14 protein-coding genes and 1 riboswitch are annotated in these 19,848 nt (G+C 67.2%); of the genes, 4 read left to right on the forward strand and 10 right to left on the reverse strand.

Annotated elements, in window-relative coordinates; genetic code table 11:
- Positions 1–76: 76 nt before the first annotated feature.
- Complete coding sequence (locus tag RTY46_RS06600; protein ID WP_312707332.1) at positions 77–754, reverse strand: TetR/AcrR family transcriptional regulator; 678 nt, start codon at positions 752–754, stop codon at positions 77–79.
- A 121-nt stretch (positions 755–875) separates the two neighbouring features.
- Here RTY46_RS06600 and RTY46_RS06605 point away from each other — a divergent pair, with 121 nt between their 5' ends.
- Both RTY46_RS06605 and RTY46_RS06610 read left to right on the forward strand, forming a co-directional pair.
- A complete protein-coding gene (locus tag RTY46_RS06605; protein WP_312707333.1) occupies positions 876–1,997 on the forward strand; it encodes an efflux RND transporter periplasmic adaptor subunit in 1,122 nt (373 codons plus the stop codon).
- Between the two features lie 3 nt (positions 1,998–2,000).
- A complete protein-coding gene (locus tag RTY46_RS06610; protein WP_312707334.1) occupies positions 2,001–5,162 on the forward strand; it encodes an efflux RND transporter permease subunit in 3,162 nt (1,053 codons plus the stop codon).
- A gap of 393 nt (positions 5,163–5,555) precedes the next feature.
- Here the strand turns inward: RTY46_RS06610 and leuB are convergent, their stop codons facing one another.
- The 9 genes from leuB to ilvC all read right to left on the reverse strand — a co-directional run bounded on the left by leuB (position 5,556) and on the right by ilvC (position 15,200).
- Positions 5,556–6,617: a 3-isopropylmalate dehydrogenase gene (gene leuB / locus RTY46_RS06615; protein ID WP_312707335.1), complete on the reverse strand. Its 1,062-nt coding sequence runs from the start codon at positions 6,615–6,617 to the stop codon at positions 5,556–5,558.
- Entirely contained in the window at positions 6,607–7,185 is a 579-nt protein-coding gene (gene leuD, locus RTY46_RS06620; protein ID WP_312707336.1) for a 3-isopropylmalate dehydratase small subunit, read from the reverse strand. Before leuD ends, leuB begins: the two co-directional genes overlap by 11 nt.
- Positions 7,185–8,603, reverse strand: a complete 1,419-nt coding sequence (gene leuC, locus RTY46_RS06625) for a 3-isopropylmalate dehydratase large subunit (protein WP_312707337.1) — start codon at positions 8,601–8,603, stop codon at positions 7,185–7,187. The genes leuD and leuC overlap by 1 nt, the downstream gene beginning before the upstream one ends.
- Positions 8,604–8,663: 60 nt before the next feature.
- On the reverse strand, positions 8,664–9,437 hold the full coding sequence (locus RTY46_RS06630; protein ID WP_312707339.1) for a methyltransferase domain-containing protein: 774 nt from the start codon (positions 9,435–9,437) through the stop codon (positions 8,664–8,666).
- A gap of 10 nt (positions 9,438–9,447) precedes the next feature.
- Positions 9,448–11,031 (reverse strand): 2-isopropylmalate synthase, encoded by a 1,584-nt coding sequence (locus tag RTY46_RS06635; protein ID WP_286069791.1) that lies wholly within the window; start codon positions 11,029–11,031, stop codon positions 9,448–9,450.
- Positions 11,028–12,119, reverse strand: coding sequence for a threonine dehydratase (locus tag RTY46_RS06640; protein WP_312707340.1), 1,092 nt, complete (start codon positions 12,117–12,119; stop codon positions 11,028–11,030). The genes RTY46_RS06635 and RTY46_RS06640 overlap by 4 nt, the downstream gene beginning before the upstream one ends.
- A 99-nt stretch (positions 12,120–12,218) precedes the next feature.
- Positions 12,219–12,467 (reverse strand): ACT domain-containing protein, encoded by a 249-nt coding sequence (locus tag RTY46_RS06645; RefSeq protein WP_200751343.1) that lies wholly within the window; start codon positions 12,465–12,467, stop codon positions 12,219–12,221.
- Entirely contained in the window at positions 12,451–14,187 is a 1,737-nt protein-coding gene (gene ilvG, locus RTY46_RS06650) for an acetolactate synthase 2 catalytic subunit (protein ID WP_312707341.1), read from the reverse strand. Before ilvG ends, RTY46_RS06645 begins: the two co-directional genes overlap by 17 nt.
- A gap of 38 nt (positions 14,188–14,225) precedes the next feature.
- The gene (gene ilvC, locus RTY46_RS06655; RefSeq protein ID WP_312707342.1) at positions 14,226–15,200 is read right to left on the reverse strand and encodes a ketol-acid reductoisomerase; all 975 of its coding nucleotides are present in this window, start codon (positions 15,198–15,200) and stop codon (positions 14,226–14,228) included.
- An 805-nt stretch (positions 15,201–16,005) separates the two neighbouring features.
- Between ilvC and ggt the strand changes: the two genes are divergently transcribed.
- Together ggt and thiC are read left to right on the forward strand one after the other, a co-directional pair.
- Positions 16,006–17,724 carry a gamma-glutamyltransferase gene (gene ggt / locus RTY46_RS06660; protein WP_312707343.1) on the forward strand — a complete coding sequence of 573 codons (1,719 nt, stop codon included), beginning with the start codon at positions 16,006–16,008 and terminating at the stop codon, positions 17,722–17,724.
- A 22-nt stretch (positions 17,725–17,746) separates the two neighbouring features.
- Positions 17,747–17,847: riboswitch (TPP riboswitch) on the forward strand.
- A gap of 83 nt (positions 17,848–17,930) precedes the next feature.
- Complete coding sequence (thiC, locus tag RTY46_RS06665) at positions 17,931–19,775, forward strand: phosphomethylpyrimidine synthase ThiC (protein ID WP_312707344.1); 1,845 nt, start codon at positions 17,931–17,933, stop codon at positions 19,773–19,775.
- Positions 19,776–19,848: the final 73 nt, after the last annotated feature.

A 19,848-nucleotide genomic window follows, 5' to 3' on the forward strand; every position in this document is an offset into this window, starting at 1 on the left:
GAGCATCAGCTGCCGGGGGGCCGGGGTCGCAGTGCCGGAAGTCATCGCGACCTCCGGTTCGTTCAGGTTGGTGCGTTCAGCGGTGTCCAGCCCCTCGTGGAGCGTAGGCGCGCAGGAAGAAATCGACGCTGGCGGCCACATGGGTCGTGGCGTCGGTCTCGGCCGGGGACAATGGCATGCCGCACATCATATGCATGTGCACCTCACCCTTCACCAGGGTCAGGAACTGTTGGCCGGCCTGGGCAAAGTCGCTGATCTCCAGCTCGCCGCGTGCCGTGCGCGAGCGCAGGAACTCGGCCAGCGCCTCGCAGGTGCGCAGCGGACCGGCCTGCCAGAACAGTTCGCGCAGGCGCGCGTCGGTTTCCGGGGCCATCATCACCCGCTGGATCGACAGCGCCGCGTCCGAGGTAATCAGCTCGAAGAAGGCATGGCCGATGCCCAGCAGCTGGTCGCGCAACGGGCCATCGGCGTCGGCCACGAACAGCGCGTCGGGCAGCATCTCGATGCACTTGGACTGCACCGCCTGCGAGAACAGGGTCTCTTTGTCGCCGAAATGGCTGTAAACGGTCAGCTTGGACACGCCGGCCTGGGCCGCGATGTTGTCCATGCTGACGCCGCTGTAGCCCTGTTCAATGAACAGCACTTTGGCGGCCTCCAGGATCGCGGCGCGCTTGCCCAGGTCCTTCGGACGCCCGGGCCCGGCAGCCTTCGCCGGAGGCTTGGCCGACGGCTTGCGGGAAGTGGGGGAATTCATTCCCGTAATACTAGACCACGCGGTTCGATATTTATACTATACCGACTGGTTCAATAATCTCCGTGGCGTAACAGAGTGTTGCTGCTGCGGTTTTCCGGATTTCCTTTCAGGTCGTATCGCCATGAAGAACATGCGTTGGTTGGGCGTAGGTGCGTTGGCCGTGGTGCTGGCTGGGTGTGGCAAGCAGGCCGCCGAGCCGGCGCCGGCCATTCCGGTGCTGGTGGTGCATCCGCTCACCCAGGACGGCCAGGCCGCGGCCGCCTACCCCGGCGAAGTGCGCGCGCGCCAGGAAAGCCCGCTGTCGTTCCGCGTGGGCGGCAACCTGGTCAAGCGCCACGTGGACGCCGGCCAACGGGTGAAGAAGGGCCAGTTGCTGGCCGAACTGGACGTGGCCGACTACGCCTCGCAGGCGGCGGCATCGCAGGCGCAACTGGCGGCAGCCGAAGCCGATCTGGTGCGCGCCCGCGACGACCAGAAGCGCTACGCCACCCTGGCCGAAGACCAGCTGGTCAGTCGTTCGGCGCTGGACCAGCAGACCGCGGCGTTCAAGGCCGCGCAGGGCCAGGCCAACGCCGCACGGGCCAACCTGGCCGTAGCCCGCAACCAGGCCGAGTACGCGCAGCTGCGGGCACCGGCCGACGGCGTGATCGCCAGCCGCCAGGCCGAAGCCGGGCAGGTGGTCAGTGCCGGGCAGACGGTGTTCACCCTGGCCGCCGATGGCGGCCGCGAAGTGCTGATCGCGCTGCCGGAAAGCTCGATCCGCGATTACCAGGTGGGCCAGGCGGTGCAGGTGGAACTATGGAACCGCCCGGGCCAGATGCTGCCCGGCACCCTGCGTGAGATCGCCCCGGCGGCCGATGCGCAGGCACGCACCTATGCCACCCGCGTCAGCCTGGCGCCGGAAGCGCTGAGTGAGGTGGAACTGGGCCAGAGCGCACGCGTGTTCGCCACGGCCGGCCGCAGCGGCACGCTGCAGTTGCCGTTGGCTGCGGTGCAGCGCTGCGCCGATGGCCAGGCCAGTGTCTGGGTGGTCAACCCGGCCACCGGTGCACTGAAGGCAACGCGGGTAACGGTAGGCGCCTACGGTGCGCAGGCGGTGCCGGTACTGTCCGGCGTGGGCCCCAGCGACTGGGTGGTGGCCGCGGGCGGTCACCTGCTGCGCGAGGGCCAGGTGGTGACCCCGGTCGATCGGCAGAACCGTCCGGTCCTGGCGCCGACCGCGACCGCTGCCAAGGAACACTGAGCCATGCGCCGCTTCAACCTTTCTGAGTGGGCGCTGGGCAACCGCCCGCTGGTGCTGTTCGCCATGCTGGCCTTCGCGATCATCGGCGCGTGGTCGTACAAGCACCTGGGCCAGTCCGAAGACCCGCCGTTCACCTTCAAGGCAATGGTGATACGCACGATGTGGCCGGGCGCGACCGCCGAACAGGTCTCGCGGCAGGTGACCGAGCCGATCGAGAAGGCGCTGATGAACACCGGCGAATACGAGTTCATCCGTTCGTACTCGCGCCCAGGCGAATCGCAGGTGATCTTCATGGCCCGCGACAGCCTGCGTTCCAAGCAGATTCCCGACCTCTGGTACCAGGTGCGCAAGCGCGTGGGCGATATCCGCGCCACGCTGCCGCGCGAGATCGTCGGGCCGTTCTACAACGATGAATTCGGCGACACCTTCGGCAACATCTACGCATTGACCGGCGAAGGCTTCGACTACGCGGTGATGCGCGACTACGCCGACCGCATCCAGCTGGAACTGCAGCGCGTGCCCGACGTGGGCAAGATCGACCTGGTCGGCCTGCAGGACGAGAAGGTCTGGATCGAACTGTCCAACACCAAGCTGGCCACGCTGGGTGTGTCGCTGCAGCAGGTGCAGCAGGCGTTGGCTGACCAGAACGCGGTGACGGCCACCAGTTTCTTCGAGACCCCGAGCGACCGCGTGCAGCTGCGCGTGACCGGGCAGTTCGATTCGATCGAAGACATCCGCCGCTTCCCGATCCAGGCCGGTGAACGCACCGTGCACCTGGGCGACATTGCCCAGATCAAGCGTGGCTTTGCCGATCCGGCGTCGCCGAAGATGCGCTTCATGGGCCAGGATGCCATCGGCCTGGCGGTGGCGATGAAGGACGGCGGTGACATCCTGAAGCTGGGTGCCACCCTGGATGCCGAGTTCGAGCGCCTGCAGAAGACCCTGCCGGCGGGCATGCAGCTGCGCAAGGTCTCCGACCAGCCGCACGCGGTGGAAGAGTCGGTGGGCGAGTTCGTGCAGGTGCTGACCGAGGCGGTGGTGATCGTGCTGCTGGTCAGCTTCTTCTCGCTGGGTCTGCGCACCGGCCTGGTGGTGGGCGTGACCATCCCGCTGGTGCTGGCGATGACCTTCTTCGTCATGCACTACTTCGATATCGGCCTGCACAAGATCTCGCTGGGCGCGCTGGTGCTGGCGCTGGGCCTGCTGGTGGACGATGCGATCATCGCGGTGGAAATGATGGCCACCAAGATGGAGCAGGGCTACGACCGCCTGCGCGCGGCCAGCTTCGCCTGGGAATCGACCGCGTTCCCGATGCTGACCGGCACGTTGATCACCGCCGCCGGCTTCCTGCCGATTGCCACGGCTGCGTCCAGTACCGGTGAATACACCCGTTCGCTGTTCCAGGTGGTGACCATCGCGCTGGTGGTGTCGTGGATCGCCGCAGTGCTGTTCATCCCGTACCTGGGTGACAAGATGCTGCCGGACCTGTTCAATCCGCAGCCGCCCAGGCCCGGAACCCTGGCCGCGCGCTGGCATGCACGCCGCCTGCAGTGGGCCGACCGCTACCCGGCATTGGCGCGCTGGATCGTGCCCAGACAGCACGGCCACGATCATGATCCGTACCAGGGCCGCTTCTATACGCGCTTCCGTGGCTTCCTGGACCGTTGCCTGCGCCACCGCTGGTGGGTGATCGCCGCGACCATCGCGCTGTTCGTCGGCTCGCTGCTGCTGTTCCGCTTTGTGCCGCAGCAGTTCTTCCCCGATTCCACCCGTCCTGAATTGATGGTGGACATTGAACTGGCCGAAGGCGCTTCGCTGGCGGCCACCCAGGCCCAGGTCGACAAGCTGGAGAAACTGCTGAAGGGGCGCGCCGGCATCAGCAACTACGTGGCCTACGTCGGCACCGGTTCGCCGCGCTTCTACCTGCCGCTGGACCAGCAGTTGCCGGCCACCAACTTCGCCCAGTTCGTGGTGCTTACCGACGATGCCAAGGCCCGCGAGAGCACCCGCGACTGGATGCTGAAGGACGTGATCCAGCAGTTCCCGGACGTGCAGATGCGCGTGACCCGTCTTGAGAATGGCCCGCCGGTCGGCTATCCGGTGCAGATGCGCGTGTCGGGTGAGCACATTGCCCAGGTGCAGGCGATCGCGCGCCAGGTCGAGGCCAAGGTGCGGCAGAACCCGCACGTGATGAACGTGAACCTGGACTGGAGCGAGCCGAGCAAGGTGGTGCGGCTGGTGATCGACCAGGACCGCGCGCGTGCGCTGGGGGTAAGCAGTGCGCAGGTCAGCCAGTTCCTCAGCAGCTCGCTGTCGGGCATGAGCGTGAGCACCTACCGTGAAGGCAACCGCCAGATCGAGATGCTGCTGCGCGGGCCGGACAACGAACGCGCGCAGCTGGACCTGCTGGGCAGCCTGGCGATTCCGACCAGCGGCGGCACCGCGGTGACCCTGTCGCAGGTCGCGCGGCTGGAGTACGCCTTCGAGGACGGCATCATCTGGCACCGCAACCGCCTGCCGACGGTCACCGTGCGTGCGGACATCAGCGATGGCATGCAGGCGCTGGACGTGGTGCAGCAGATCGTGCCGACCCTGGATGGCATCCGTGCCGGGCTGCCCAGTGGCTACCTGCTGGAAACCGGCGGTTCGGTGGAAGACTCCACCCGCGGCCAGGATTCGATCAAGGCCGGCATGCCACTGTTCCTGATCGTGGTGGCTACCCTGCTGATGCTGCAGCTGCGCAGCTTCTCTCGCGCGGCGATGGTGCTGGTCACCGCGCCGTTGGGCATCATCGGTGCCACCCTGTTCCTGCTGCTGTTCCGCGCACCGTTCGGCTTCGTGGCGTTGCTGGGCACGATCGCGTTGGCCGGCATGATCATGCGCAACTCGGTGATCCTGATCGACCAGATCCAGCAGGATATCGACGCCGGGCATGACCGCTGGCACGCGATCATCGACGCGACCGTGCGCCGCTTCCGCCCGATCGTACTGACCGCGCTGGCCGCGGTGCTGGCGATGATTCCGCTGTCGCGAAGCGCGTTCTATGGCTCGATGGCGATCTCGATCATGGGTGGCCTGATCGTCGGCACCGTACTGACCCTGGTGTTCCTGCCGGCGCTGTACGCCGCCTGGTTCCGGGTGAAGCCGGACGAATCCGGGGCGTAATGCCCCGGGTTCCCGGGCCGCTGCCCTTGGTAGGTGCCAACCTTGGTTGGCACGGGTTGGGGCATCCACGCATGGCGTGGGTCTACCGCATCCACGCATGGCGTGGATCTACTGCATCCACGCATGGCGTGGATCTACCGCGGAGGTGCGTGGCGCGGATGGCGGCATCCACGCGTGGCGTGGATCTATCGGGGAGGTGCGTGGCGCGAATGGCGGCCTCCACGCATGGCGTGGATCTACCGGGGAGGTGCGTGGCGCGGATGGCAGCATCCACGCGTGGCGTGGATCTACCGCGGAGGTGCGTGGCACGGATGGCAGCATCCACGCGTGACGTGGATGTACCAGTAGAGCCACCCCATGGGTGGCTGTGCGCAGTATCCGAAGAAGGCCAGATCAGGCCAGCTTGGCCAACACCGCGTCGGTGGCGGCCGCCGTGCTCACCGCCTGGCCCTTGGCGGCCAGGTCGGCGGTGAACACGCCGTCGTCCAGCACCGCATGCACGGCTGCTTCGACGGCGGCGGCTTCCGCTTCCAGCCCCAGCGAATGGCGCAGCAGCATGGCGGCGCTGAAGATCGTCGCGTAGGGGTTGGCGATGCCCTTGCCGGCGATGTCCGGCGCCGAACCATGGATGGGTTCGTAGATGCCCACCGCGCCCGGCTCACCCAGCGAGGCCGACGGCAGCAGGCCCAGCGACCCCGCCAGCATCGAGGCCTCATCGGTGAGGATGTCGCCGAACATGTTCTCGGTCACGATCACGTCGTACTCGCGCGGCTTGGCCAGCAGGTGCATGGCCATCGAGTCGACCAGCTGGTGTTCCAGTGCCACGTCCGGGAACTCCTCGCGGCCGATGCGCGCGGCCACGTCACGCCACAGGCGCGAGGTTTCCAGCACGTTGGCCTTGTCCACCGAAGTGACCTTGCCACGGCGCTGCTGCGCCAGGCGGAAGGCGCTGCGCAGCACGCGCTCGATCTCGGCCACGGTGTAGCGGCACAGGTCGCTGGCACTGTCGGCATCGCGGGTCTTGTCGCCGAAGTAGATGCCGCCCGTCAGTTCGCGCACCACCACGAAGTCCACGCCCTGCAGCAGCTCGGCCTTGATCGGCGAGGCATGCAGCGCGGCTTCATGGGTGCGCACCGGGCGCAGGTTGGCGTACAGGCCCAGCGCCTTGCGGATCGCCAGCAGGCCCTGCTCCGGACGCACCTTGGCATTCGGGTCGGACCACTTCGGGCCACCCACCGCGCCCAGCAGCACCGCGTTGGCAGCCTGGCAGGCGGTGAGGGTGGCGGCCGGCAGCGGCTCGCCATGGCGATCGATGGCGATGCCACCGATATCGTGCTCGCTGAAGGTGAAGCTGTGGTTGAAGCGTTTGGCGACGGCCTTCAGGACGGCAACCGCGGCGGCGGCGACTTCCGGGCCGATGCCATCACCGGGCAGGACAACAATTTCAGCGTGCATGCTCACTCTCGTAACGTTCGATTTCAGGGACACGGCCCAACAGATACCCCAACTGGTCCACGCCTTCCAGCAGGCAGGTCTGCGAGAAGCCGTCCAGCGGGAAGGAATAGACGCGGCCGTCAGGCGTGCGCAGCTCGCGTGCGGCTACGTCGATGGTCAGTTCATCGTCCGGGCGCTGCATCAGGGCCTGCACGTCGGCCTCGTCCAGCACGATCGGCAGCAGGCCGTTCTTCAGCGCGTTGCCGCGGAAGATGTCGGCGATCTCGCTGCTGACGATGGCGCGCAGGCCCAGGTCGGTCAGCGCCCACGGCGCATGCTCGCGCGAGGAGCCGCAGCCGAAGTTGCGGCCGGCCAGCAGGATGCTGCGGCCGGCGTTGTGCGGCTGATTGAAGGCGAAGTCGGCCACCGGCGAACCGTTGGCCTGCCAGCGCCAGTCATTGAACGCGTTGCGGCCCAGGCCGGCGCGCTCGGTGGTGGACAGGAACCGCGCCGGAATGATCTGGTCGGTATCGATGTTGGTCTGCGTCAGCACCACGCTGGACGAGGTCAGGGTACGGAAACCGGCCATTACGCCACCTCCTGTGCGAACAGTTCGCGGGTATCGGCCACCTGGCCCTTCACTGCGGCCCAGGCCGCGCTCATCGGCGAGGCCAGCAGGGTGCGCGAGCCGGGGCCCTGGCGGCCCTCGAAATTGCGGTTGCTGGTGCTCACCGCCAGCTGGCCGGGGGCGACCAGGTCACCGTTCATGGCGATGCACATCGAGCAGCCCGGCTCGCGCCATTCGGCACCGGCCGCGCGCACGATCTCGTGGATGCCTTCGGCCTCGGCCTGGCGCTTGACGATTTCCGAGCCCGGAACCACCAGCATGCGCACACCGTCGGCGACGTGGCGGCCACGCAGCACCTGTGCCACTTCGCGCATGTCGCTCAGGCGCCCGTTGGTGCACGAGCCAACGAACACGACGTCCACCGGCGTGCCTGCCAGCGCATGGCCGGGCTGGAAGTGCATGTAGTCCAGGCCCTTCTGCGCGGCGGCATCGTTGGCGGCCGGAATCGGTGCGTCCACGGCGATGGCCGTGCCCGGGTGGGTGCCCCAGGTCAGGGTCGGGCGGATGTCGGCCGCATCGATGTGCACTTCGCTGTCGAAGCGCGCGCCTTCATCGCTGCGCAGCTGCTGCCAGCGCGCCACGGCGGCGTCGAAGTCGGCGCCCTTGGGGCCGCGCGGGGTGCTGGCCACGAAGTCGAAGGTGACCTGGTCCGGGGCGACCATGCCGGCGCGTGCACCGGCCTCGATCGACATGTTGCACAGGGTCATGCGCTGTTCCATGTCCATCGCTTCGATGGTACTGCCACGGAACTCGATGACGTGGCCGGTGCCACCGTTGACGCCGATCACGCCGATGATGTGCAGGACCACGTCCTTGGCACCGACGCCCGGCGCCAGCGGGCCATCAACGGTGATCGCGAAGGTTTTCGCCTTGCGCTGCAGCAGGCACTGGGTGGCCAGCACATGGCCCACTTCGCTGGTGCCGATGCCGAAGGCCAGCGAACCGAACGCGCCGTGGGTGGAGGTGTGGCTGTCGCCGCAGACGATGGTCATGCCCGGCTGGGTGAAGCCCTGTTCCGGGGCGATGACGTGGACGATGCCGCGGTTGTCCGAGGCCATGTCGAACAGCTCGATGCCATGCTCGGCGCAGTTGCGTGCCAGGGTATCGACCTGCGCTTCGGAGGCGGCGCTGGCGTAGGGCAGCTTGCCGTCGGCACCGGCCGGCAGGGTCGGAGTGGAGTGGTCCATCGTCGCCTTGGTGCGGTCCGGGCGGCGCGGCGCCAGGCCGCGCGAACGCAGCTCGGTGAACGCCTGCGGCGAGGTGACCTCGTGGATCAGGTGCAGGTCGATGTACAGCACGGCAGGGGCGCTGTCGGATTCGGGAACCACCACGTGGGCGTCCCACAGTTTGTCGTACAGGGTGCGGGGTGCGGAAGTCATGCGTATGCCTGGCAGAAGTACGAAGTTGCGAACATCAGTAAAGAAAGCAGATCGGTCAAGTCAGCGGCGGCGGGCAAGCACGCGCAGGCGCACGTAGTCGGCCAGCGGCTGGCCGGCTGCGTCACGCGGCAGGTCGTCCAGCAGGGCCACCGCGGCCTCGCGCACGGTGGCGCGTGCGGCTGCTGGCAGATCGTCCAGCAGCGGCGCGGCGAACACCCGCAGCCAGCCGGCCACGCCGGTCGGCAATGCGGTCGGGCGTGGCGTGGTCTCGATCAACTGCACCTGGAAGCCGTGCTGGCGCAGGCGGTCGGCGTAGGCATCAGCAGTGGGGAAATACCACTGGAACGTGCTGCTGCCATGGCCATGGGCCACGCGTGCGGCCTGCACCGCGGCGATGATCGTGGCCACGTTGCCATGGCCGCCGAACTCGGCGACGAAACGGCCGCCGGGGCGCAGGGAACGACGCACGCCCTCCAGCACGCGGTCCGGGTTGCCCATCCAGTGCAGCGCGGCATTGCTGAACACCGCATCGAACTCGGCGTTGAAGGTCAGCGCGTGGCCATCCATCACCTGGGCATCGACGCCGCGCGCGCGGGCGGCATTGACCAGTTCCGGCGAGGCGTCCACGCCGTGGATGCGTGCGCCGCTCAGGGCCAGTTCGGTGCTGAGTACGCCGTCGCCACAGCCCAGGTCGAGGATGCGCTCACCGGTGCGCGGGTCGAGCAGGCGCGCAACCGCACCGCCGAGCAGCGGCACGAAACCGGCATCGATTGCATAGTCCTGGGCGTTCCACTGCTGGCCGGCGGCCGTGGTGGCGGTGTCGAAGGCGCTCATCTCAGATTCCTCAGGCAGTGGCGGCGGTCGGGGTTTCGGTGCTGCTGGCGGCGGCCTGGCGCTGGCGCAGCAGGCGGTTGGCCACGTCCAGCCAGGCCAGCGCGGACGCTTCGATGATGTCCTTGCTGGTGCCGGTACCGTCGTACTCCACGCCTTCGTGGCGCACGCTCAGGTTGGCTTCGCCACGTGCATCGGCACCGATGCCGACGCTGTGCACCTGGTAGCTGTCCAGCTGCAGCTGCACGCCGGTGGCCGAGGACAGCGCGCCGAACAGCGCATCGACCGGGCCATCGCCCTGTGCGGTTTCGGCCACGCGGTTGCCTTCCGGGTCCGACAGCTCGACCAGCGCATTGGCGCGGCTGCCGACGTCGCTGATGGTCATCGAGGCCAGGCGGTAGCCCTGGGTGTTGGCGCCACCCTGCATCAAGGTCTGCAGGTCGGCGTCGGTGACCACGCGCTGCTGCTCGCACATCGCCTTGAACTGTTCGAAGACCAGCTTCAGCTCGTCTTCTTCCAGCCAGAAGCCCAGTGCACGCAGGCGCGATTCGACCGCGGCGCGGCCACTGTGGCGGCCCAGCACCATCTGCGAATCTTCCCAGCCCACGTCCTCCGGACGCATGATTTCGTAGGTGCCGCGGTGGCGCAGCATCCCGTGCTGGTGGATGCCCGATTCGTGGGCGAAGGCATTGGCGCCGACGATGGCCTTGTTGCGCTGCACCGGCATGCCGACCAGGCGCTGCAGCAGCTGCGAGGTGCCGACGATGCGCGGGGTATTGATGGCGGTGTCCTGGTCGTAGAAGGCCTGGCGCACCTTCAGCACCATGGCGATTTCTTCCAGCGAGCAGTTGCCGGCGCGTTCACCGATGCCGTTGATGGTGCACTCGACCTGGCGTGCGCCACCTTCGACGGCGGCCAGCGAGTTGGCCACGGCCAGGCCCAGGTCGTTGTGGCAGTGCGCGCTGAAGATCACGTTGGCCGCGTTCGGCACGTCGGCCACGCCGGCGATGACCTGCTGGAACATCGCGCGGATTTCTTCCGGCGTGGTGAAGCCGACGGTGTCGGGCAGATTGACGGTGGTCGCGCCGGCGGCGATCGCCACGCGGGCCACCTCAATCAGGTAGTCCAGCTCGGTGCGGGTGGCATCCTCGGCCGAGAACTCCACATCGTCCACATAGGTGCGGGCCAGGGTGACGTGCTTGCGTACCGATTCCAGTACCTGCTCGCGGGTCATGCGCAGCTTGTGCTCGCGGTGCAGCGGGCTGGTGGACAGGAACAGGTGCAGGCGCGGGTTGGCCGCGGCTTCCAGGGCACGTGCCGAGGTTTCGATGTCGGCCTGCAGGCAGCGCGACAGCACCGCCAGGGTCAGGCTCGGGCGGCGCAGCTCACGGCCGATCAGGGCCATCGCTTCGCGGTCGGACTGCGAGCTGGCCGGGAAGCCGGTCTCGATGATGTCCACGCCCAGTTCGTCCAGCGCACGCGCCATCACCAGCTTCTGCGGCGGGCTCATGCTGCAGCCGGGGGACTGCTCGCCGTCACGCAGGGTGGTGTCGAAGATGCGGATGCGCGGGGTGGTAATTCGTTCGATGGTGGTCACAGGGAAATCTCCTCGACAGCGGGCGTTGCGGCTTGCAGGTGGGAAGGGGAAGAGGTGGGGGAGGCGGGGGCGCTGGCCTTGCTGGGCGAGCGTGGGGTTTCACTGCGGCGCCGGCGCGGTTTGCGCGGCGGCCGCGGGCGGATATCGGTGAGCAGGCCGGCCAGGACACCGGCATCGATGTTGCCGCCGGAGACCACTGCGCATTTGCGGCGGCCGGCCACGCGGCGCCCGGCGGCCAGTGCCAGCGCACCGGCGCCTTCGGCGATGATGTGTTCTTCCAGCGCCAGCCGCACCAGCGTCTCGCGCAGTTCGGCTTCGCGCACGATCACCACGTCGTCCAGCAGCGAGGTGCACAGGCGGCGGGTCAGGAAGCCGGGAATCTTCACCCGCACACCGTCGGCCAGCGACGGCACCGGTGCGATCTCGCGCACGTCACCGCTGATCGCGCGGGCCATTGAATCCACGCCCTCGACCTGCGCGCCGATCACGCGCACGCCCTGCGATTTCAGTGCCAGCGCCACGCCGGAGGCCAGGCCGCCGCCACCGATCGGCACGATCACCACGTCCGGTGCATGCGGTGCCAGTTCGATGCCGACCGTGCCCTGGCCGGCGATCACGTCGGCATCGTCGAAGGCGGACAGGAAGCGGTAGCCATGGCGCTGCGCCAGTTCGACGGCGAAGGCGAAGGCATCGTCGTAGCTGTTGCCGTGCTGGCGAACGGTGGCGCCCCAGTGGGCGACACCGGCGATCTTGGTCGCAGGCGCGCCATGCGGCATCACGGTGATGGCCGGCACGTCCAGGCGGTAGGCGGCCCAGGCCACGCCCTGTGCGTGGTTGCCGGCCGAAGCGCAGATCACCGGGCGGGTGTCGCCACGTTCGCGGCCGGCCAGCAGGGCGTTCAGCGCGCCGCGCACCTTGTAGGAACCGGTGCGCTGCAGGTTTTCCAGCTTCAGCCAGGTGCCGAAGCGTTCGGCATGGTGCAGCGGGGTAGGCGGCAGGAAGCGGCGCAGGCGGGCCTGCGCGGCCAGTACGTCGGCAACGCTTACGTCGCCGACATCGCTTTCCTTGCTGGCATCAGCGGCCGGCATGGGCCACCTGCGGGTTGCCGGACTGCGCCGGGTGCGGGCACGGGCGACGAAGAAGACGCCTCCGTGCCGGCACCGTGGTCGCTACGGTACGGGTGTTCATCATGCAGCTCCTTCCACGGGCGTCAGCTGTACCGACACACAGTCGTAGATCTTTTCCATCTGCCGGCACAGGGTGTCCGGCGGCCGCTGGCCATCGACCACCAACTGCAGGTGCCAGCGTCCGTCATCGGCGGCCACCGGCGCGCCGCTGATCGCGCGCGGGGCGAAGCCGCGGCGTTCGGCCATGCCGATCACGCGCAGCAGCGCGCCTTCGGCCGGGTGCAGCACCAGGTCAAGCCGGTATTGCATTGGGGGTCTCCTGGCGGGCGTGGGCGGGGTTGCTTTCCAGCATGGTGCTGTTGGCGGTGTTGGGCGGCACCAGCGGCCACACGTTGGCGCGTGCATCGATGGCCACGTGCAGCAGGGCCGGGCCCGGTTCGGCCAGCAGCGCGGCCAGGCCACCTTCGACGTCATCGCGGTTGTCGATGCGGGTGGCAGCGATGCCGAACACCTTGGCCAGGGCCACGAAGTCCGGGTTGTCGGACAGGTCGATCTCGCTGTAGCGCTCAGCGAAGAACAGCTCCTGCCACTGCCGCACCATGCCCAGGGAACTGTTGTCCAGCAGCACGATCTTCACCGGCAGCCGGCAACGGGCGATGGTGGCCAGCTCCTGCACGTTCATCATGAAGCTGCCATCACCGGACACCAGCACCACGGTGCGGTCGGGGCAGGCGAACTGCGCGCCCATCGCGGCCGGCAGGCCGAAGCCCATGGTGCCCAGCGCGCCACTGGTCAGGTGGTTGCGCGGGTGGTTGAAGCGGCAATGCTGGGCCACCCACATCTGGTGCTGGCCGACATCGCAGGCGATGACCGTGTCGGCGGGCGCCACTTCGCTCAGGCGCTTCAGCAGCGCCGGGGCGTAGATGTGCTGGCCCGGTGCGTCGTAGCGGGCGGCGAAGCGGTCGCGGTGCTGGGCACAGCGCTTGCGCCATGCGTCCTGGTGGGCCTGGGGGGAGGGGAAGGCCGCACGCAGGGCGCGGATGGCATGGCTGACATTGCCCGGCACCGCGACATCGGCGCTGCGCAGCTTGGAGATCTCGTAGGCGTCGGCGTCGATGTGGACCACGCGGGCGAACGGCGCGAACTCGGCCAGCTTGCCGGTGGCACGGTCATCAAAGCGCGCACCCAGCACCAGCAGCAGGTCGCTTTCCTGCACCGCCATGTTGGCCGCGCGGGTGCCGTGCATGCCCAGCATGCCCAGCGACTGCGGGTGCTGCGGGGGCAGCGCGCCCAGGCCACGCAGGGTCATCACGGTGGGGATGGCGCTGGCCTCGGCGAAGTCGCGCAGGTCCTGCACGGCCTCGCCCAGGGCAATGCCACCGCCAGCGTAGATCACCGGCTTCTCGGCCGCCGCCAGTGCGGCGATGGCCTCGGCGATGGCCGCATCGGCGGCGGCCGCCGGCGGCTCCACGCTGGACGGCACGTGCACCGGCAGGTGGCTGGCATCGGCCAGCTGCACGTCCTTGGGCAGGTCGATCAGCACCGGGCCGGGGCGGCCCTCACGGGCAATGCGGAAGGCGTCGGCCACTACGCGCGGCAGGTCATCGACGCTGCGCACCAGCCAGCTGTGCTTGACGATGGGCAGGGTCAGGCCGAACACATCCAGTTCCTGGAAGGCGTCGGTACCCAGCAGCGGCGTGGCGACCTGGCCGGTGATGCAGACCATCGGCACCGAATCCAGCATGGCATCGGCGATGCCGGTGACCAGGTTCGACGCGCCGGGGCCGGAGGTGGCCACGCAGACGCCCACCTGGCCGCTGGCGCGGGCGAAGCCATTGGCCGCCAGCGCGGCACCCTGCTCGTGGCGCACCAGGATGTGCTTCAGCGACGAATCCACCAGCGCGTCGTAGAACGGCATGATGGTGCCGCCGGGATAGCCGAACAGCGTACGGACGCCCTCGGCCTCCAGCGCCTGGGTCAGCCAGCGCGCGCCGTTCGGCGGCGCGCTGCGGTGTGTGGGAGAGTTCATGGGGGAACCTTGCAAAGCGGGTGGGGGAGGCTGCGTGGTTACGCAGCCTGTCCTTGCAACCAGACCATCTTGGCGCGCAGCTCCTTGCCCACCTTCTCGATCGGGTGCTCCAGGTCGGCCTGCTTGTACTTCTTGTAGTTCGGCAGGCCTGCTTCGTACTCGGCCACCCAGTTCTTGGTGAAGGTGCCGTCCTGGATGTCCTTCAGGACTTCCTTCATGCGCTCCTTGGTGCTGGCGTCGATCACGCGCGGGCCGCTGACGTAGTCGCCGTACTGGGCGGTCTCGGAGACGAATTCCAGCATGCGCGAGATGCCGCCTTCGTAGAACAGGTCGACGATCAGCTTCAGTTCGTGCAGCACTTCGTAGTAGGCGATTTCCGGCTGGTAGCCAGCTTCGACCAGCGTTTCGAAGCCGGCCTGCACCAGCGCCGAGGCGCCGCCGCACAGCACGGCCTGCTCGCCGAACAGATCGGTTTCGGTCTCTTCCTTGAAGGTGGTCTGGATCAGGTTGGCGCGGGCGCCGCCCAGGCCGGCTGCATAGGCCTTGGCATGCTGTTCGGCCTTGCCGCTGACATCCTGGTGGATGGCCCAGATGCACGGCACGCCGCGGCCGATTTCGTATTCGCGACGGACCAGCGCGCCCGGGCCCTTCGGCGCGACCAGCACTACGTCCAGATCGGCGCGCGGTTCGATCATGCCGTAATGCACGTTCAGGCCGTGGGCGAACAACAGGCAGGCGCCCTGTTTCATGTTCGGCGCCAGCACCTCGTTGTAGAGCTTCTTCTGCACCATGTCCGGGGTCAGCACGGCCACCAGGTCGGCATCCTTCACGGCTTCGGCCGGGGCCACCACGGTGAAGCCGTCGGCCTGGGCCTTCGCTTCGGTCGGGCCGCCGGGACGCAGGCCTACCACCACGTCGAAGCCGGATTCACGCAGGTTCAGCGCGTGGGCGCGGCCCTGGCTGCCGTAACCGATGACGGCGATCTTGGTCTGGGGCAGGGAGTTGGTGCTCATGGGGGAGGTTCCTTGGCTGGGAAGAAAAAAGACGGCCGGCAGTCGAAGCGACGTACCGGCCGGTCAGGGGAAAGCGGGGGAGGAGGCGCCGCGCATCTCACGGGCACAGCCACCACGGCAGGGCGTGGTGCGGCAGGTCCGGGTTTTGCGGGAGGCGGTGTGCATGGTCGTGACTGGATGGTTGAGTGGTTGCGTGTGAAACCAGGTCCTGAAATGAAAAAACCCGCACCAGGGTGGATGCGGGTTTCTGATCGAGTTCCGGTGTGTCTGTTGCTTACACGCTGGCTCGTCCCGCACCTGTGGGCTGGCTAATAAGTACGAGCACGAGAAGCGAACGCAGCGATGCGGCGCCGGAATCGGCGGCTTCAATGGCGGTTCGCAGGGACGAGTGGCGTTGCAGCATGGGATCGAGAGAAACATAGCCATTTCGACGGTGTCAACCTTCGCAACGGGTTTTTCATCGGTTTCGCCTGCATCTGGCGCAAAGGCTTGTGGCACAAGGATGGTTGCCACTGAAAGTGTTTCAGTGAACCGTAATTCACTCCTTTCAGCGGGTTTTTTGCGCGGATTTGCCGGTGATTCCGCTCTGGTAGGTGCGGACCTTGGTCCGCACTGGATTCCCCGAAGCCGGCAGCCGTGCACGCATCCCGCTCTGGTAGGTGCGGACCTTGGTCCGCACTGGATTCCCCGAAGCCAGCAAAAGTCCGCACCCAGCGAAGCGCTGCCGCCCATGACCTCTGCCCGATTCCGGCTGCAGCCCGAAGCAGCGAAGATCAGGGCACCACCCTTCCATCGGAACCCAACCGTGTCCCGACGCCTTGCCCGCTCCCTGCTGGCCGCTGCCGTGCTGGCCGCAGTCCCCGCCCTGTCCACGGCCGCCGACCGCATCACCGGCCAGACCTTTGCCACCCGCTCCGAGGTCATTGCCCCGCACGCCATGGCCGCCACCTCGCAGCCGCTGGCCACCCAGATTGCGCTGGACGTGATGAAGGCCGGTGGTTCGGCCGTCGATGCCGCCATTGCCGCCAATGCGGCGCTGGGCCTGATGGAGCCGACCGGCAACGGCATCGGCGGCGACCTGTTCGCCATCGTGTGGGATCCGAAGACGCAGAAGCTGTACGGCTACAACGGCTCGGGGCGTTCGCCGAAGTCGCTCACCCTGGCTGAGTTCCAGCGCCGTGGCCTGAAGGAGATTCCGGCCACCGGTCCGCTGCCGGTATCGGTCCCCGGCGCGGTGGACGGTTGGTTCGCGCTGCACGACCGCTTCGGCCGCAAGCCGATGGCCGACAACCTGGCGCCGGCCATCCGCTATGCGCGCGAGGGCCATCCGGTAGCCGAAGTGATTGCCTACTACTGGGATCGTTCGGTGCCGCGCCTGTCGAAGTATCCCGGCTTCACTGAGCAGTTCACCATCGACGGCCATGCCCCGCGCAAGGGCCAGATGTGGAAGAACCCGAACCTGGCCACCACCCTGCAGAAAATCGCCGATGGCGGCCGCGATGCGTTCTACAAGGGCGACGTGGCCCGCACCATCGGCGATTACTTCAAAGCCAACGGCGGTTACCTCAGCTACCAGGACATGGCCGACCACCAGGGGGAATGGGTCGAGCCGGTCAGCAGCAATTACCGTGGTTATGACGTGTGGGAACTGCCACCCAACAGCCAGGGCATTGCCGCGCTGCAGATCCTCAACGTGCTGGAAGGCTACGACTTCTCGAAAATCGCGTTCGGTTCGCCCGAGCACGTGCACCTGTTCGTGGAAGCCAAGAAGCTGGCCTTCGCCGATCGCGCGCGTTTCTATGCCGACATGGCCTTCCAGCCGGCACCGGTGCAGAAACTGATATCCAAGGAGTACGCCGCGCAGCGCCGTGCGCTGATCTCGATGGACAAGGCGTTGAAGGAAGTGCAGCCGGGTACGCCGAAACAGCTCGAACAGGGCGATACGATCTACATGACCGTGGCCGACAGCGACGGCATGATGGTCTCGCTCATCCAGTCCAACTATCGCGGCATGGGCAGCGGCATGGCGCCGCCGGGGCTGGGCTTCATCCTGCAGGACCGCGGCGAGATGTTCGTGCTGCAGAAGAACCATCCCAACGGCTACGCACCGGGCAAGCGACCGTTCCAGACCATCATTCCGGGTTTCATCACCAAGGACGGCAAACCGTATGCCAGTTTCGGCGTAATGGGCGGTGCCATGCAGCCGCAGGGCCATGCGCAGATCGTGATGAACCTGGTGGATTTCGGCATGAACCTGCAGGAGGCCGGCGACGCACCGCGCATCCAGCATGAAGGTTCGACCGAGCCAACCGGGCAGGCCACTGCCATGAGCGATGGCGGTGAAGTGAACCTGGAAACCGGCTTCCCCTACGAAACCGTGCGCGCGCTGATGCGCAAGGGACACCGCGTGGTGTTCGCCGATGGTCCGTATGGTGGCTACCAGGCCATCCTGCGTGATCCGGAAAGCGGCGTGTACTTCGGTGCCTCGGAAAGCCGCAAGGATGGCCAGGCAGCGGGCTACTGAGCCAGCCTGTGCTCTAATACGCAGCAAGAAGCGGGGGTACCGCGGCCATCGGCCACGGTTGAGACAGTCCCTTGGAACCTGATCCGGTTCATACCGGCGTAGGGAAGCTTTGCAGTGCAGCCGTGCCCGGAGTCCGCCCAAGGACCGTCCGGGCGCGGTGCGCAGTGCGCCGCCGCTTCGTCCCTGACCTTCCTGGACGATGCCCGATGAACGCACAGCCTTCCGATCTGCAGCAGCAGGCCCAGCAACTTTCCGCGTCAGTGACCCGGCCCATCGCCGGTTCGCACAAGATCCACGTGCCCGGTTCGCGCCCCGACGTGCGCGTGCCCATGCGCGAGATCGCGCTGACCCGCACGCCCACCCTGTTTGGTGGCGAGGAGAATGCGCCGCTGACCGTGTACGACACCTCCGGTCCGTATACCGATCCGCAAGCGACCATCGACCTGACCACGGGCCTGCCGGCGCTGCGCCGTGGCTGGATCGAAGAACGTGCCGACACCGAAGCGCTCGATGCACTCAGTTCCCGCTTCGGTCGCGAACGCGAGCACGACCCGAAACTGGATGCGGTGCGCTTCCCCGCGCGCAGCCTGCCGCGCCGCGCGAAGGCCGGCGCCAACGTCACCCAGATGCATTACGCACGGCGCGGCATCATCACCCCGGAAATGGAATTCGTGGCGATCCGCGAAAACCAGCGGTTGCAGGACATCGGCGATGCCAGCCTGCTGCAGCAGCATGCCGGTGAATCCTTCGGCGCGGCAATTCCGAAGATCATCACGCCTGAATTCGTGCGTGATGAAATCGCCCGTGGCCGCGCGGTACTGCCCAACAACATCAATCACCCCGAAAGCGAGCCGATGATCATCGGTCGCAATTTCCTGACCAAGATCAACGCCAACATCGGCAACAGCGCGGTGTCCTCCGGCATCGCCGAAGAAGTGGAAAAGCTGGTGTGGGCGATCCGCTGGGGCGGCGACACCGTGATGGATCTGTCCACCGGCAAGCACATCCACGAAACGCGGGAATGGATCATCCGCAATTCGCCGGTGGCCATTGGTACGGTGCCGATCTACCAGGCGCTGGAGAAGGTGGACGGGCGCGCCGAAGCACTCACCTGGGAAATCTTCCGCGACACCCTGATCGAACAGGCCGAGCAGGGCGTGGACTACTTCACCATCCATGCAGGGGTGCTGCTGCGGTATGTGCCGCTCACTGCCAGGCGGGTGACCGGCATCGTCAGCCGTGGGGGTTCGATCATGGCCAAGTGGTGCCTGGCGCACCACAAGGAGAATTTCCTCTACACGCACTTCGAAGAGATCTGCCAGATCATGAAGGCCTATGACGTGACGTTCTCGCTGGGTGATGGCCTGCGCCCGGGCTGCATTGCAGATGCCAACGACGCCGCGCAGTTCGGCGAACTGGAAACGCTGGGCGAGTTGACGAAGATCGCGTGGAAGCATGATGTGCAGACCATGATCGAAGGTCCGGGCCATGTGCCGATGCAGCTGATCAAGGAGAACATGGACAAGCAGCTGCGCGAGTGTGGCGAGGCGCCGTTCTACACGCTGGGCCCACTGACCACCGATATCGCGCCGGGCTACGACCACATCACCAGTGCCATCGGTGCGGCCATGATCGGCTGGTTCGGCACGGCCATGCTCTGCTATGTCACGCCCAAGGAGCACCTGGGCCTGCCCAATCGCCAGGATGTGCGCGACGGCATCATGGCCTACCGCATTGCCGCGCATGCAGCCGACCTGGCCAAGGGGCATCCGGGTGCGCAGGTGCGTGACAACGCGCTGAGCAAGGCGCGCTTCGAATTCCGCTGGGAAGACCAGTTCCACCTGGGCCTGGATCCGGAGAAGGCCAGGGAATTCCATGATGAAACGTTGCCGAAGGATGCACACAAGCTGGCGCACTTCTGTTCGATGTGTGGCCCGCATTTCTGTTCGATGAAGATCACCCAGGACGTGCGCGAATACGCCGAGAGCGGCATGCAGGAAAAATCGGCACAGTTCCGCGCGGCCGGTGCGCAGGTCTACCAGCAGGGCTGAGCGGGGAGCGCCGGGCCAGGCCCGGCGGCTTCTCTCACGCGCGACCAGCTATGCTCGCGCCATCGCCCAGGGG

Source organism: Stenotrophomonas sp. (assembly GCF_032056425.1).
In the GTDB taxonomy this organism is placed as follows: Bacteria; Pseudomonadota; Gammaproteobacteria; order Xanthomonadales; family Xanthomonadaceae; genus Stenotrophomonas.